This is a genomic window from Myxococcus sp. XM-1-1-1, assembly GCF_020037095.1.
Taxonomy (GTDB): domain Bacteria; phylum Myxococcota; class Myxococcia; order Myxococcales; family Myxococcaceae; genus Myxococcus; species Myxococcus fulvus.
In genome coordinates this window covers 38,043-53,256 of the sequence record NZ_JAIQDH010000027.1, presented here as the reverse complement: position 1 = coordinate 53,256, position 15,214 = coordinate 38,043, and the positions used below count along the sequence as shown (strand labels likewise).

Annotated in this window: 10 protein-coding genes; 5 read left to right on the top strand and 5 right to left on the bottom strand. The window is 71.6% G+C overall.

All coding sequences use genetic code 11. The features are described from left to right. The first annotated feature begins 53 nt into the window (after nucleotides 1–53). Complete coding sequence (locus K8640_RS36235) at nucleotides 54–1,775, top strand: CotH kinase family protein (protein ID WP_223751271.1); 1,722 nt, start codon at nucleotides 54–56, stop codon at nucleotides 1,773–1,775. Between the two features lie 24 nt (nucleotides 1,776–1,799). On the opposite strand, the gene asnS is transcribed toward K8640_RS36235, so the two are convergent. Continuing rightward, nucleotides 1,800–3,200 carry an asparagine--tRNA ligase gene (asnS, locus tag K8640_RS36230; RefSeq protein WP_223751270.1) on the bottom strand — a complete coding sequence of 467 codons (1,401 nt, stop codon included), beginning with the start codon at nucleotides 3,198–3,200 and terminating at the stop codon, nucleotides 1,800–1,802. A gap of 262 nt (nucleotides 3,201–3,462) precedes the next feature. Between asnS and K8640_RS36225 the strand changes: the two genes are divergently transcribed. Then, nucleotides 3,463–4,491: a kinetoplast-associated protein gene (locus K8640_RS36225; protein ID WP_223751269.1), complete on the top strand. Its 1,029-nt coding sequence runs from the start codon at nucleotides 3,463–3,465 to the stop codon at nucleotides 4,489–4,491. 78 nt (nucleotides 4,492–4,569) lie between these two features. Here K8640_RS36225 and K8640_RS36220 read toward each other — a convergent pair whose 3' ends face one another. Together K8640_RS36220 and K8640_RS36215 are read right to left on the bottom strand one after the other, a co-directional pair. Next, on the bottom strand, nucleotides 4,570–7,836 hold the full coding sequence (locus tag K8640_RS36220; RefSeq protein ID WP_223751268.1) for an RCC1 repeat-containing protein: 3,267 nt from the start codon (nucleotides 7,834–7,836) through the stop codon (nucleotides 4,570–4,572). 141 nt (nucleotides 7,837–7,977) lie between these two features. Next, nucleotides 7,978–8,409: a hypothetical protein gene (locus tag K8640_RS36215; protein ID WP_223751267.1), complete on the bottom strand. Its 432-nt coding sequence runs from the start codon at nucleotides 8,407–8,409 to the stop codon at nucleotides 7,978–7,980. A 321-nt stretch (nucleotides 8,410–8,730) separates the two neighbouring features. Here K8640_RS36215 and K8640_RS36210 point away from each other — a divergent pair, with 321 nt between their 5' ends. The 3 genes from K8640_RS36210 to K8640_RS36200 all read left to right on the top strand — a co-directional run bounded on the left by K8640_RS36210 (nucleotide 8,731) and on the right by K8640_RS36200 (nucleotide 11,554). Beyond that, on the top strand, nucleotides 8,731–9,840 hold the full coding sequence (locus K8640_RS36210) for a kelch-like protein (RefSeq protein WP_223751266.1): 1,110 nt from the start codon (nucleotides 8,731–8,733) through the stop codon (nucleotides 9,838–9,840). A 40-nt stretch (nucleotides 9,841–9,880) separates the two neighbouring features. Continuing rightward, nucleotides 9,881–10,690: an SAM-dependent methyltransferase gene (locus K8640_RS36205; protein WP_223751265.1), complete on the top strand. Its 810-nt coding sequence runs from the start codon at nucleotides 9,881–9,883 to the stop codon at nucleotides 10,688–10,690. Between the two features lie 153 nt (nucleotides 10,691–10,843). Beyond that, complete coding sequence (locus tag K8640_RS36200; RefSeq protein WP_223751264.1) at nucleotides 10,844–11,554, top strand: hypothetical protein; 711 nt, start codon at nucleotides 10,844–10,846, stop codon at nucleotides 11,552–11,554. Nucleotides 11,555–11,590: 36 nt separating this feature from the next. On the opposite strand, the gene K8640_RS36195 is transcribed toward K8640_RS36200, so the two are convergent. Both K8640_RS36195 and K8640_RS36190 read right to left on the bottom strand, forming a co-directional pair. Next, entirely contained in the window at nucleotides 11,591–13,045 is a 1,455-nt protein-coding gene (locus tag K8640_RS36195; RefSeq protein WP_223751263.1) for a hypothetical protein, read from the bottom strand. A 216-nt stretch (nucleotides 13,046–13,261) separates the two neighbouring features. Continuing rightward, nucleotides 13,262–15,070 (bottom strand): DUF4215 domain-containing protein, encoded by a 1,809-nt coding sequence (locus K8640_RS36190; protein ID WP_223751262.1) that lies wholly within the window; start codon nucleotides 15,068–15,070, stop codon nucleotides 13,262–13,264. Nucleotides 15,071–15,214: the final 144 nt, after the last annotated feature.

Here is a 15,214-nt window from a genome sequence, read left to right as displayed (position 1 = left end):
ATGCCTATTCCTTCGAGTCCGACGGGGTTGGCGGGAGGCGGAGGAGCAACACGGTGGCCCGGAAAAGCGTGTCGAGCGTCGTACTGGCGTGTGTCGTGAGTGTGCTGGTGGCCTGCGGGGGCGACAGTCCCCCCGGTCCCGAGGGTCAGCCGCCCGACCGGGCGCCCTCGGGTGACCCCGACGCGGGTCCCCCCACCGGACAGCCCGGCCCGGATGCGGGCGTGCCCGACGCCGGCGAGCCTCCTGCTCCCGACGCGGGCACACCCGACGCCGGCCCCGCGCCCACCGTCTGCGCCCCCACCGCGGGCGAGGCGAAGTGGGTCACCGAGGGACAACAGGTCACCGCGACCGTGACGTGCTCCACCGGCCACACCGGGGCCGCCGTGCGCTTCACCGTGGACAACCTGCCCACCGGCGCCACCTTCGACGAGGCCACCGCCACCCTGCGCTGGACGACCGGCAAGGACCAGGCGGCCGTGTGGAACCTCGTGCTGCGCGAGCGCTCCACCAACGAGACGGGCACCCTCAAGGTCGGCGTCGCCGAGAACAACGGCGGCCCGGGCAACGTGGCCATCGTCGACCCCTCGAAGTACACCGAGGAGTACGGCCTGCCCGTCTTCCACCTCACCTACGAGCCGCCCCTCACGTCGGGCAGCTACAAGGGCGCCAGGCTCATCTACCGGGGCCGCACCTACCAGGTGGAGGCCAAGTACCGCGGCGCCACCTCCGGCGCCTTCCCCAAGCGCAGCTTCACCTTCAAGTTCCCCGACGAGGACCTCTTCGATGAGACCGTCTACGGCGACGGCTTCGTCGACAAGAAGCGCATCGCGCTCGTCACCACCTTCAATGACAACTCGTACGTGCGCACCCGGCTCGCGTTCGACCTGTGGAGCCGCATCTCTCCCGACAACATCCGCGTGCGCACCTACAGCGCCGTGCTGTACGCCAACAACCGCTACCTCGGCCTCTACACCGTGGCGGACCTGCCCCACAAACGGCTGATGGCCGACCACGGCCTGGACAAGGACTCCGACCTGTTCAAGGCCGTGGAGAACGACGCCAACTTCTCCCGCGTCCGCCGCGACGGCACGCCCAAGGCCTCCCTGCGCGAGGGCTTCGAGAAGAAGGTCGGCGAGCCGGAGATGGGCCAGCCCCACGCCTGGGACACCCTGGAGGCCTTCATCGGCTTCGTCGCGGACTCCGATGACGCCACCTTCCGCGCCCAGTTCCCCCAGCGCGCCAGCCTGAGGGACTACGAGAACTGGTGGATCTTCAACACGCTCATCCACGGCACGGACTCGCACTCGAAGAACGCCTATCACGCGTATGACCCGAACACGCAGGGCCCCTGGCGCTTCATCCCGTGGGATCTGGACGCGAGCTTCGGGCAGAACTTCGACACCACGCGCACGTCGCCGACCACGCGCTCCAACTTCGCCAACACCAACCGCATCTTCGCGCGCCTGCTCGCGGACCCGACGTTCTCCGGGCCCATGCGCGAGCGCTACCGCGCCCTCCTGAAGAACGAGGTGAAGCTGGAGACGGTGCTCGCCCTCATCGACGTCTACGAGCGCGAGACCTCCGCGGTGGCGAAGCGCGACTGGGCCAAGTGGGAGCTGGAGTACCGGGCCCTGGGCGCGCCCGGCACCGTGGGCGAGGGCAACTTCCCCAACTGGTACCAGCGCACCGACTTCAACACCTACGAGCAGGAGCTGGAGTACGTGCGCCAGTGGGTCCGCACCCGCTGGCCCGCCCTCCAGTCCCAGCTCCCCTGACACCCGTGCTCGGGCCGGCGCGGCCTAGAACTGCGCCGAGCCCGGCACGCGCGGGTACGGAATGGCGTCGCGGATGTTCTGCAGGCCGCACATGTAGACGATGAGCCGCTCGAACCCGAGCCCGAAGCCCGCGTGCGGCACCGTGCCGTAGCGGCGCAAGTCGCGGTACCACTCGTAGTGCGACGGCTCCAGGCCGAAGCGCTTCATGCGCGCATCCAGCACGTCCAGCCGCTCCTCGCGCTGGCTGCCGCCGATGATTTCGCCGATGCCCGGGGCCAGCACGTCCATGGCCGCCACCGTCTTCCCGTCCTCGTTGATGCGCATGTAGAAGGCCTTGATGGCCTCCGGGTAGTTCATCACGACGACGGGCCGGCCCACGTGCTCCTCGGACAGGTAGCGCTCGTGCTCCGTCTGCAGGTCCTTGCCCCACTCCGGCGCGTACTCGAACTTCTTCTTCGCCTTCTTGAGGATCTCAATCGCGTCCGTGTAGTCGATGCGCTCGAAGCTCGAGTGGATGAACTTCTCCAGCCGCTCCGTGACGCCCTTCTGCACGCGCTCCTCGAAGAACTTGAAGTCCGGGCCGCAGTCCTCCAGCACCGCCTTGAAGACATACTTGAGGAAGCGCTCGGCCAGGTCCGCGTCCGCGTTGAGGTCCGCGAAGGCGATCTCCGGCTCGATCATCCAGAACTCGGCCAGGTGGCGCGTGGTGTTGGAGTTCTCCGCGCGGAACGTGGGGCCGAAGGTGTACACCTTCGACATGGCCATGGCGTAGGCCTCCACGTTGAGCTGGCCGGAGACGGTGAGGTACGCCTCCTTGCCGAAGAAGTCCTTGTGCCAGTCGATCTTCCCCTCGGGCGTGCGCGGCGGGTTGACGGCGTCCAGCGTGGACACGCGGAACATCTGCCCGGCGCCCTCCGCGTCGCTCGCGGTGATGATGGGCGTGTTGACCCAGAAGAAGCCCTCCTGGTCGAAGAAGCGGTGCACCGCCTGCGCCGCGCGGTGACGCACGCGCGTAATCGAGCTGAACGTGTTGGTGCGAACGCGCAGGTGCGCCACTTCGCGCAGGAACTCCAGCGTGTGCTGCTTGGGCTGGATGGGGTACGTGTCCGGGTCGTCCACCAGGCCCAGCACCTGGACCTCGTCCGCCTGGACCTCGAAGGCCTGCCCCTTGCCCTGGGACTTCACCAGCGTGCCGCGGCAGACGACGGAGGCGCCCGCGGTGAGGCGGAGGACCTCCTTCTCGTAGTTGGGCAGCGAATTGGGGGCGACCACCTGGAGGGGGTCGAACACCGAGCCATCGCTCACGTTGACGAAGCTGATGCCCGCCTTCGAGTCGCGCCGGGTGCGCACCCAGCCACGGACCTCCACCTTCGTCCCTGCCTCCACCGCGCCGGCGAGGACCTGCTTCACACTGACGACCTGCATTGACGCTCTCCCTTGAGCGGAGTCTGGGCCGGGAGTTAGCCGGCCCCCGGCCTCGACCACAAGCCCGGCGTGGCTTCTTGGGGCTCCCAGGAGCCCTTTCCCGGCCCCTGGAAGCACGCCTGGAACCCGGCCAGCCGTGTCAGACCCTCCAGGTACTCTTTTCACATGGTCGCCCGAGAAGGGGACCAGAAACCCCACGAAACCCTCACGCCATTCGCGAGCCAACGCGGCCCGCCTGGCCGTGCCCTACCTGGAGAGTCACATGGCTTCCACCCAGTCCAAGTCCCGCAAGTCCGCCTCCCGCAGCCGCTCCTCGGAGTCCACCAAGGCGGCCTTCGAGGACCTGGCTCGCAAGGCGCGCAACAAGCCCGTCGTCCCGGCCAAGGAGCAGGAGGCCCGTGACGCGCACGCGCGCGGCGTGCTCGCGGACGTGTCCAACCTGTCGGCCGAGTCCGCGGTGAAGAAGGTCACCGAGGCGGGGCTCACCATCGGCAAGACGCTGGCGGGCATCAACGAGCAGGTCATCGCGCTGGTGGAGGAGATGAAGCAGCTGGACGAGGCCATCCGCCTGAAGACGGAGGAGCTGACGGAGCTGCATGGCAAGGACGTGGCGGCCAGCGCCGTGGACGTGCTGGTGGCCGAGTACGACGTGCGCAAGGCGAAGCTCCAGGAGGAGATGGAGCAGCTCCAGAAGGACATCGCGGAGACGCGCGAGCGGGCGGCCTCGGAGCTGGCCACGGAGAAGGCGGCGGCGGAGCTTTCGCGCACGCGCGCCGAGGAGCAGTACGCCTACGACGTGCAGGTGCAGCGCAAGAAGGAGCAGGACGCGTTCGCCGAAGGGCTGCGCGTGCAGGCCGCCTCGGAGAGGGACCGCAAGGAGAAGCTGGAGAAGGACTGGGCCGGCCGCGAGGAGCAGCTGAAGCTGCGGGAGAAGGAGCTGGAGGACCTGCGCAAGCAGGTGGCCGAGTTCCCCGCGCAGCTGAAGAAGGAGGCGGACACGGCCGCGGCGATTGCCGGCAACCGCGTCAAGGCGGACTGGGAGCTGAAGCTGACGCTCGCCAACAAGGACGCGGAGACGGCGCAGAAGGTGGCCAGCATGGAGATTGCGTCCCTCAAGGAGACCAGCACGAAGCAGGCCCAGGCCCTCCAGACGCTCCAGACGGAGCTGGCCGAGGCCAAGCGCCAGGTGCAGGCCATCGCGGAGAAGGCGCTCGAGTCCGCCTCCGGCGCTCGCGCCCTCGCCGAGGTGCAGGGCGTCATCGCCAGCCGCGAGTTCGGCAAGGCGAAGTAGTCCCGCCCCGCTCCCGCGTCCCACCCGGCCCGCTCGCGATGGACTCACGCGAGCGGGCCGCCGTCCGCGCGGGGGGCGCTACCAGACCTGCACGGGCGCCTCGCGGAAGCCCGCCATGCCGGTGCCCAGCTGGCCCTGGCCGCCGTTGCCCCAGGCCCAGACGCCGCGGTCCGCGAGCACGGCGAGCGAGTGCTCCCCGCCGCCCGACACCGCCACCGCGCCGGTGAGCCCGAGCACCTGCGCGGGCAGCTTCTGCCAGTTCGACTTCACGCCGTTGCCCACCTGGCCGTGCTGGTTGCGGCCCCAGCCCCAGACCTTGCCGCCGGTGGTCACCGCGAGGCTGTGGTGCTCGCCGGCGCCCACCGCGGTGACGCCCGTCAGGGTGTTCACCAGGATGGGCGCGAGCCGCCGCGTCTGGGTGTTGTCCCCCAGCTCGCCATAGGTATTGGAGCCCCACGCCCAGAGCGTCGCGTCCGCCTTGAGCGCGAGCGCGTGCGTGCGCCCGGCCGCCACCGCGGTGACGCCCGTGAGGCCGGTGAGCTCCACCGGCTCCAGCCTGCGCTGGGTGGAGCTGTCCCCCAGCTGTCCCAGGCCATTGGCGCCCCAGGACCACACCGTGCCGTCGTGCTTGAGCGCCAGCGAGAAGCCCTCGCCCGCGGCGATGGCGGCCACGCCCGACAGGTTCAGCACGCGCACGGGGAGCCGCCGGGACACCGTCGTCCCATCGCCGAGCTGGCCCTGGAGGTTGGAGCCCCAGGCCACCACCGTGCCGTCGCCATGCAGCGCCAGCGAGTGACGGCCGCCCACCGCGATGGACAGCACGCCCGCGAGCGACGGCAGCTGCGCGGCCTGCATGCGGGGCGTCGTCGTGCCATCCCCCAATTCGCCCTCCAGGTTCGCGCCCCAGGCGTAGACGTGGCCATCGGTCTTCAGCGCGAGCGCGTGCCCCGGGCCCGCGGCGATGGCCCGGACCTCCGTCAGCCCCATCGCGGCCACGGGGTCCGCGCGCGTCAGCAGGCTGCCGTCACCCAGCTGCCCGGAGTCGTTGGCGCCGGTGCCCTGCACGCTGCCATCCAGCGCGACGACCAGCGAGTGGCGGGACGCGGCGGCCACGCCTCGCGAGGCCACCAGCCCCGAGCGGGTCGGCGTCAGCTGCCAGTCCACCGCGCCGATGCCCAGCTGCCCGTCGCCATTGCCGCCCCAGGCCCAGAGCGTGCCGTCCTCCTTGAGCGCCAGGGTGTGCGAGGCCCCCGAGGACAGCGTCCTCACGCCTGCCAGCGAGGGCACCTGCACGGGCGCCACGCGCGGAGCGGACAGGCCCGCGCCCAGCTGGCCCAGGGGATTGCTCCCCCACCCCCACACGCCGCCGTCCTGCTTGAGCACCAGCGCCTGGCGCGGCCCCACGGCGAGCCACACCACGCCGGTGAGCCCCGTCACCTGGGCGGGCGTCATCCGCGCGAGGAGCCCCCCATCCCCCAGCTGCCCCTGGTCATTGCTCCCCCAGGCCCAGACAGTGCCATCCGCGCGCAGCGCCATCGAGTGACAGAGCCCCGCGCCCACCGCCACCACGTCCGTCAGCCCCGGCACCTGGCGCGGCGCGCGCACCGCCAGCGCCTCGCCCCCCGGGTCCTCGCACGTGTCCTGCCGGCCCCAGACCCAGACGGTGCCGTCCGACTTCAAGGCGAGCGAGTGCTCCAGGCCCGCGGCCACGGAGACGACGCCGTCCAGGTCCGGCACGCGGGTGGGCGTGGTCCGCGTCGGCGTGGCGTCGCTGCCGTCGCCCAGCTGCCCCACGCTGTTGTCCCCCCACGCGAAGACGGTTCCATCCACGCCCAACGCCAGCGAATGGTACGCCCCCGCCGCCACCGCCGAGGCCACCAGGGTGCCCTGCCCCACCCGCACCGGCTGCGGGCGATTGACGACGCTCCCGTCCCCGACGGCGCCCCAGCCGTTCGCGCCCCAGCCGAACACCGCGCCGTCCTCCTTCAGCGCCAGCGAGTGGAACGCCCCGGCGGCGACGGACGCCACCTGCGTGAGCGTCCCCACGCGCACCGGCAACCGACGCGACACATTCGTCCCGTCGCCGAGCTGGGCCTGGGTGTTGTTCCCCCATCCCCACGCGGTGCCATCCCCCTTGACGGCGAGCGAGTAGCCCTCCCCCGCGGACGCGCCCGCGCGCTCCAGCAGCCCGCGCGCCAGCGTGGGCACCAGCTTCATCAGGTACGTCCCATCACCGCACTGCCCATCGGAGTTGGAGCCCCACGTCCACACCTCGCCGCTCGCCTTCACCGCCACCGAGTGCTGCCCTCCGCCCGCGGACACGCCCAGCACGCCCGTCAGCCCCGGCACCTGGAACGGCGACAGCCGCTGCGTCTGCGTCCCATCCCCCAGCTGCGCGCGGATGTTGCTGCCCCACGCCCACACCGTCCCGTCCGCCTTCAGCGCCACCGAGTGCTGCCCGCCCCCCACCACCGCGGCCACGCTGGTGAGGCCCGGCACCTGCACCGGCACCAGGCTCGCGGTGGTGTTCCCCAGGCCCAGCTGGCCATCGTCGTTCTTCCCCCAGCCCCACACGGTGCCGTCCGTCTTCAGCACCATCGAATGCGAGCCTCCACCCGACAGCCCGGACACCATGCCCGTCATGCTCGCCAGCGCGCCCGGGAGCGAGCGGGGCGTCTGGTTGCCCGTGCCGAGCTGCCCGTCGGCGTTGCCCCCCCACGTCCACAGCCGCCCATCCGCCGTCAGCGCCAGCGAGTGCACGTTGCCCGCGGCGATGGCCACCGCGCCCGGCAGCCCCTGCACCTGCACGGGCGACAGCTTGCGCACCGTCGTTCCATCGCCGAGCTGCCCCGTCGCGTTGAGCCCCCACGCCCACACGGTGCCGTCCGACTTGAGCACCATCGAGTGGGTGAAGCCGGCGGCGATGGCCACCACGTTCGTCAGGTTCGGGATTCGCGCGGGCACCGAGCGCGACGTCGTCGTGCCGTCGCCCAGCTGGCCGTTGTTGTTCCAGCCCCAGGACCACACCGTGCCGTCCACGCCCAGCGCGAGCGAGTGCTGCTCCCCCACGCCAATGGCGCGGATGCTCGACAGGCGCCAGACGCGCGAGGGCATCGGGTTGGGGCGGGTCGAGTTGTTGCCGAGCTGGCCGAAGGTGTTGCCACCCCATGCCCACACGGTGCCGTCCGTCCTCAACACCAGCGTGTGATGCCGTCCCGCCAGCACCGAGCCCTGACGGGAGGCACCCTCCCTGGCGCGCACGGTGCCCAGCTCGCCGGTGAAGGACGACGCCCCGGGCTCGACACAGCCCGCCCACCACAACAGGCACAGCAGCAACCCAGACACACGCCTCGCGACACGTTCCATGGGACACCCCCGTTTCAGACTGCCCGACGACGTACTCGCTGCATCCGGGCCCACCGGGGCGCGGAGTTCTCGAGGGAGGGCGCATAGGACGCCCTCCCGTTTCGCGTGAGGCGCGGCGCGCTACCAGACCTTCACGGGGGAGGCCCGAACCGTCGACAGGCCCGTGCCCAGCTGTCCCTGGGCGCTGTCGCCCCAGGCCCACACACCTCCCGCGCGCAGCGAGCGCGCATGGCCCGCCGCGAGCGCGCCCACCTGCGTCAGCCCCACCGCATGCACCGGCGCCCACCGCGACGCCGTCGTGCCGTCACCCAGCTGACTGGCGCCGTTGTCTCCCCAGCCCCACGCCGTGCCATCCGCGCGCATCGCCAGCGTGTGATGCCGCCCCGCCAGCACCGTCCCCTGTCGGGCCACCCCCTCCACCGCCTGGGCACCGGCGCCCAGGCGCCCCTCCTCGCTCGCGGCCCCCCGCTCCGAGCAGGCGCCCAGCAGCGCCACGCACAGCAAGGCGCACCCCGCCAGCAGCCCCGACACACGTCTCCCGATGAGTTGCATGACTCCCCCTTTTCCAGACGACGTCTCACGCAATGCCTGTCATGGGCCCCGTCCCGACATGGACGCGCCCCGCCAGGGCAAGACGGGCTCGGCGGAATCTCGTGGCGCACGGCGCATGTTTCCCCCCTCGGAACGATGCGGGCCCCAGAGAATCACCAGACACGCATGCGGAACAAGCCATTGCCCAGGACACCCTCGTCCCGGCCGCCCTCCCAGGTTGTCATTCCCAGGGCCGGGCCCCCGGACGGCGACTGTCTCCAGGTCACCGTGGACCTCCCCGGTGGCAGGCGCGGCGCGGCGCGGACGGCGTACGATGGCGCCATGACCGGCAGCCCTCCGTCCCCGGCGACTCGACGTGTTCCCGCCCCCGGGCTCTGGCTGGAGGGCTTCGGCCTGACGCCCGTGGCCGGCGGCGCGCTGCTCACCGGCGGACAGGGCTGGCACGCAGAAGGGGGCGGCTCCACGCCCAGGACCTCCGCCAGCGCCTTCCTCTGGGACACCCTCCGTCAGGAATGGCGGGAGGCAGCGCCCCTGCCGGAGCCCCGGCACGACCACGCGGCGGTGGCGCTCCCGGACGGGCGCGTGCTGCTCGTGGGCGGCCGCGACAATGCCCACCCGGACCTGGCCAGCACCGTGGTCTGGGAGCCGGACGCGCTGCGCTTCGTCCCCGGTCCTTCCATGCGGGCTTCGCGCTCACACCCCGTCGCGCTGGTGCTCGAGGACGGGGCGGTGCTGGTGCTGGGCTCGGACCACGACGACGACCTCGAGCGCGGAACGCGCGCGGAGCTGCTGCGGCCCGGCGCGGCGGAGTGGGAGCCCGCGGGCCAGACGGTCCGCATCTTCCACATCGGCCCGGTCTGCGTGAGCCGGGGCCGCGTCGTCATCGCCGGGGGGCGCGACAACGGCTTCGGCTTCGCCATCATCGAGGGGCAGCACCTGGCCCCGCCGCTCGACATGAGCACCGAGGTCTACGAGCCGGCCACCCGCACCTGGAGGACCGCGCCCCATCCGCTCACCGCGTCGCGCGACGACGCCGCCGGCGTCACGCTCGCCGACGGCCGCATCCTCGTGGTGGGCGGCTGGCACCAGGGCACGCTGCTCACGAGCGCCGAGCTCTTCGACCCCGCCACCGAGCAGTGGAGCGCCACGGCGCCGCTCGCCCTGGGCCGCTCCAGCTTCGCGCTCACCGCGCTGCCGGACGGTCGCGCCGCCGTGTCCGGAGGCCTGGAGTCGACGACGTACGGCGCCACCCCCGACGTGGAGCTGTGGAACCCGGCCACGGGCCTGTGGAGCCCGGGGACACCGCTGGCCCTCGGCCGCGCGGGCCACCGCGTCGCGCCCCTGGGCGACGGCGCCTACCTGGTGGTGGGCACCACCCGCGCCGCGCCGGACAGCCCGCCGGAGACGACCTCCGAGGTCTGGCGCCCCTGAGAGCCGCGCAACCCCCTACCCCACGAGGAGCGAGCGAAGGATGGACAACCAGGAGCTCTCCCGCATCCCGGGCGTCAACCCCCACGTGCCCGACGCGGCCCGCATCTACGACTACACGCTGGGCGGCACCCACCACTTCGAGGTGGACCGACAGGCCGCCGAGTTCATGTTCTCGCTGGTGCCCTCCACCCGGAAGTGGCTGCGCATGCTCCGAAGCTGCCTGCGCACCGCCGCGCTGCGCCTGTCCGCGGACGGCTTCGACCACTGGGTGGACTTCGCTTCGGGCCTGCCGACGAGCGACCACATCCACTCGGTGCTGCCCGACGCCAAGGTGCTCTACACCGACATCAACCCGCTCACCATCGCCACCGGCAAGCACCTGCTCGGCGACAATCCGCGCACGCGCTACATGGAATGCGACATCCGCTCCGCGGGCGACTTCCTGCGGCGGCCCGACGTGCGCGCGTTCCTGGATGGCGAGCGGCGCGTGGCCTTCGGCGCCAATGGCATCACCGTGTTCCTCTCCTCGGAGGAGAACCGGAGGTTCTTCAAGGATTTGTATGACTGGGCCGCGCCCGGCTCGAAGCTCTTCGCCACCTTCGAGACGAAGGCGCCCGGGCTGAGCACGCCGAAGTGGGAGCAGTTCGTCGGCATGTTCCAGAAGATGGGCGAGTCCTTCCAGCTCTACTCGCTGCGCGAGTACCTGGACCTGTGCGGCCCCTGGTCTCCCGGGCCCGGCGGGGTGATGACGGTGCGGGAGTTCCTGGGCCTGCCCGTGGGCCACATCACCGAGGAGGACCGCGAGGGCGTGGGCATCGAGTTCTACGCCGTCATCCTCGAGAAGCACTGAGCAGGCGGCCACACGAGCCGCCCTCCTCCACGCCCGTCCCCCGAGCGGGCGCGTCAAGGCCAGCGTCGGGTGTCGCACCGCGCCTCCTGCCTCGCCGTCGCCGAGTGCCTACCGTGTCGAGCAAGCGACGATACGCACGGTCAGGAGGAATTCATGTTCCAGTCGACGAGGAAGCATCGGGTTCTGGCGGGAGTGGTGTTGGGGACGGCGCTGGTGCTCGGCGGGTGCAGCTCATCCAAGTCCGCGAAGAAGCAGGTGGACGAGTCCTGGCTGGCGCGCGTCCCCGAGAGCCAGCTCGGCGACGTCCGCAACGCCCAGTCCGAGCGCACCAAGGCCCAGGACGAAGTCACCCGCGCCGACGTGGCGGTGAAGGACGCCGAGCGCGCGGTGGAGGTCTCCCGGCGCAACGAGGAGGCGGCCAGGCTCTCCCACGAGGCGAACCAGACGGCGCTCGAGGCCGCCCGCGCCACCGGTCAGCAAGCCAACATCACCCAGGCCCAGAAGGACCTGAGGACCACCGAGGCGAAGCTCCAGGCGGCCCGCGCCCAGACGGCGTGGCGCCAGCGCGCCGTGGAGACGCAGAAGGCCCGCAAGGACTTGCGCCAGGCGGAGCTGGAGCTGTCCGAGGCCCAGCTGCGCCAGGCGGAGCTGCAGGCGCTGAAGAACAGCGATGACGTGCGCGCCAAGGAGATGTCCGACGCCGAGTTCACCCGCGCGGTGGCCGACGCCCAGCGCAAGACGGAGGAGGCCCAGCGCCAGGTGGACGTGCGCCTGGGTGAGGAGCGCCAGGCCCGCGCCGACTTCGAGAAGGCCCGCGGCTCCTCGCAGGGCTACGGCGGCAGCGGCATGAACGACGACGAGTGAGTGGCGCCCTGATTCCAGGCCCGCGTCTTCCGGCGGCTACTTCGGCGGCCGGAAGACGTACTGGAAGATGGGCTCGTCCTTCGCGGGCGGGTACTGCGCGTCCAGGAAGGCGAAGTAGGCGTGGCCGGCGACGAGCGGGTCCTCCAGGCTGTCGTAGAGGACCTTCACCTGCGTGGCCTTGCCCGTCTCGTCCACCTGCACCTGGAGCTTCAGGTTGCCCTTGAGCTCCGGTGACTCCTTGAGCCGCTCCATGTAGATGGCGACCAGGCCCAGGGACACGCGGGCGTAGATTTTATCCGGCACCCCCTTGGCGGGCGTCGCGGGCAGCCGGAAGCGCCTCACCAGCTCGGCCGTCTCCGCCTCGGCCTCGGCCACCTTGCGCTCCGGCGCGGCGAGCGCGGCGCGGTAGGACACCAGGGCCTCCCGCCAGCGCTCCTGCTTGAGACACAGCCGCGCGCGGCGCACGTGGATGTCCGAGCGCGCCGGCGCCCGCTCCGAGGCGCTCACCAGGAAGGCCTCGCTCGCGGCCGCATCCCCGCGCGCTTCGGCCAGCTCGGACAGCCGCAGCAGGGGCTCGGGGTCCTTGAGCTCCGCCTCGATGAGCCGCGCGAGCGCCTTCTCCTCGTCCGCCGCGCGCCCCAGCTCCGCGTACACGTGCGCGCGCAGCGCCAGGGGCGCCACGTCCGCGCCGCCCAGCTCCACGTAGCGCTCCAGCGAGCGCGCGGCCTTGTCCTTCTCCGACGCGGACAGCCACAGCTCCGCCTGGAGCCGGTGCGCCTCGCGGTCCGCGGGCTTGAGCGCGACCAGCTTCTCGCCCGCCGCCGCGGCGGCGCGCACGTCCTTGGCCGCCTGGGCCAGCGAGGCGAGCTTGCGCAGGGCCTCGGGCTGCTCCGGCCACGCCTCCACCGAGCGCGTCAGCTCCGCGCGGGCCTCGGCCTCGCGCCCCGGGCTCGCGGCCAGCAGCAGCCCCAGCGCCGTGCGGGCCTGGGGCGCGTCCAGCCTGGAGAGCGACTCGCGCAGCCGCGCCTCGGCCTCCGCGGGCTTGCCCTCCGCCTGGAGCAGCAGCCCCTCCCCCCACAGGGCGGGCGCGAAGTCGGGGGACACGCGCCGGGCGGCGGCCAGCGGCGCGCGCGCCTCCGACAGGAGCCCCCAGCGGATGTAGATGAGCCCCATGCCCAGGTGCGGCCAGGGGTTCTCCGGCTCCAGCGAGGACAGGGCCTTGAGCTCGTTCCAGCTGGTGTCCGCGGGGAACGCGAGCCAGGCGCGGTACACGCGCGGCATCACGCTCCTGGGCTGGGCGCGCGTCAGCTCCTCGAACTCGCTGTCGAGCACGCGCAGCGTCCCACGCACCCGCGCCGTCTCCACCCGCCGCAGCACGCCCATCACCTCGTCGGCGGGAGGTGGTGTGCTCCGCGCGCTCGCGGCCCCGGCCGGGACGGCCAGCACCAGCGACAGCAGCAGCGACAGACGGAAGAGGACGGAGGGCGCCATGAAGTCGGGCGCGAAGATACCAGACGGCCTCGCGTGAGCATCCCACTTGGGAGCACGGGCCTGCCTGCTTCCCCACCGGGCGGCGCGGTCATCCCGGCCCCAGGGCCTTGGGGACGACTCGCCCCCGGCGACAGCCGCCTCGCGGGAGCTTCTTCCGCGAGGCGGTGAGCCGCTCCGGGGCACTCGCGCCCGGAGCGGCCCGTCACGTCGGACGACTCAGCCGATCTCCGACTTGCACGTGGCGCTGCAGCCGTCGCCGCTGGTGGTGTTGCCGTCGTCGCACTCCTCGTTGGCCGGAGGCGCCGTCTGCGGGATGCCGTCGCCGCAGCGCGGACCCCAGACGCAGCCGGGCGCGCACTTGCCGTAGCCACCGGCGTTGACGAAGTCGTCGCACTCCTCGCCCTCGTCCACCTCGCCGTTGCCGCACGTGGCGTTGCACACCGTGCGACGGGTCTCGAAGTTGTTGAGCGTCAGCCGGTACGACGAGCCGGAGGTGTGGCGCTCGGCCTGGAACACCACGACCTCGTAGATGCCACCCACCGTCAGGCCCAGGGCCGCGGCCTGCTGCGACACCGTGACGGTGCCGTTCTCCGGACCGTGGACGCCGCCCAGGTCCAGCGCGAGCTTGCCGTTGATGAAGACCCACACGTCGTCGTCACCGCGGAACAGCAGCACCTCGGTGCCCTTGTACTGGAACCAGTACCGGACCTCGCTCGTGAAGCTGAAGTTGTGCTGCTGGGAGGGCTGTCCGTTGTCGCCGCGCAGCGGCTCCTTGCCCGCGGCCACCCAGCTGTCCGGGTGGTTCGTCAGCGGGAAGAACCGGTCGCTGTCGAACACGTACGAGCCACCCGCCTGGCGGTTGAGCTTGAGCGTCCCGACGATGGTCTTGTTGATGTTCGCGTGGTCCGTGTACCACTGGTGGAAGGCGGTCGCGCCGTGGGTGGTGGCGGACGACTGCCCCGTCTTGGCGTACTCCGGCTTGCCACCCGGGAACGTCTTGCCCGGGATGCCCTCCAGCGTCGTGGCCAGCTGCGCCTTCACGATGCCGCGCTCGCCGGCGTTCCCGTTCTCGAAGTCGATGTGGCCGCGCGGCAGCGCGCCATCCGCCGGCAGGTCATACCCGCGGAAGTCGCGGAAGACGGCGGACAGGTCGAGCGAGGCCGGGGGATCCGTCTGGACCACCTGGCACACGTAGCCCGTCTCCAGCTTGCACGTGGCCGAGCAGCCGTCGCCCGAGCGGGCGTTGCCGTCGTCGCACTCCTCGGAGGTGTCGTTGGGCAGGATGATGCCGTCGCCGCACGTCGCCTGGCACTGGCCGTTCTGGCACCGCGGCTCGCGCTTGCACGCCGCCGAGCAGCCATCGCCCATGTCCTTGTTGCCGTCGTCGCACTCCTCGGTGCCCTCGACGATGTTGTCGCCGCAGGTCGTCTTCGAGCAGGCCGCGCCCACCGTCGGGCACTTCCAGCCCTCCTCCAGGCGGCACTCCGCGGTGCAACCATCACCGTTATTGGTGTTGCCGTCCTCGCACTCCTCCTCGCCCACCTTGAAGCCGTCGTTGCACTGCGCGGCGTGGCAGCGGCCACCCGCCGACGGGCAGTTCCAGCCCTGCTCCACGGTGCACGTCTCGCTGCAGCCGTCGCCGCTGGACACGTTGCGGTCGTCACACTGCTCGCCCGCCTCCACCTTGCCGTTGCCGCACCCGACCACCTTCACGCACGGCTCGCCCGGCGTGTTGCACGCCCAACCCTCCTCGAGGGTGCACGTGGCCGAGCACCCGTCGCCGCTCACCTGGTTGCGGTCGTCGCACGTCTCCCCGGACTGGAGGGTGCCGTTGCCGCAGTTCTCGACGGGACACGTGCCTCCGTCACACGGCTGGGTGGGGCCGGCATCGTCATTGCCCCCACCGCCGCCATCCGGCTTGCCATCACCACCACCGCCTCCACATGAGGATGCGATCAACGAGAAGAGAAGAGAGGCGAGTACGAGACCCGCGAGGCGCTTTCCAGCAGAGGGGACGGTCACCATGACCCCCGATGCTGGAAGTGCGCGCGGTGCGTGTCAACGCGGTTGCGATTTCTCACTCCCGCACAGCGCGTGAAAATGCAGGAATTGCGCAGATGTGCAGGAAGAGCGGACTGAATCGCCTGATTTCGTGTCTCGGACACACAT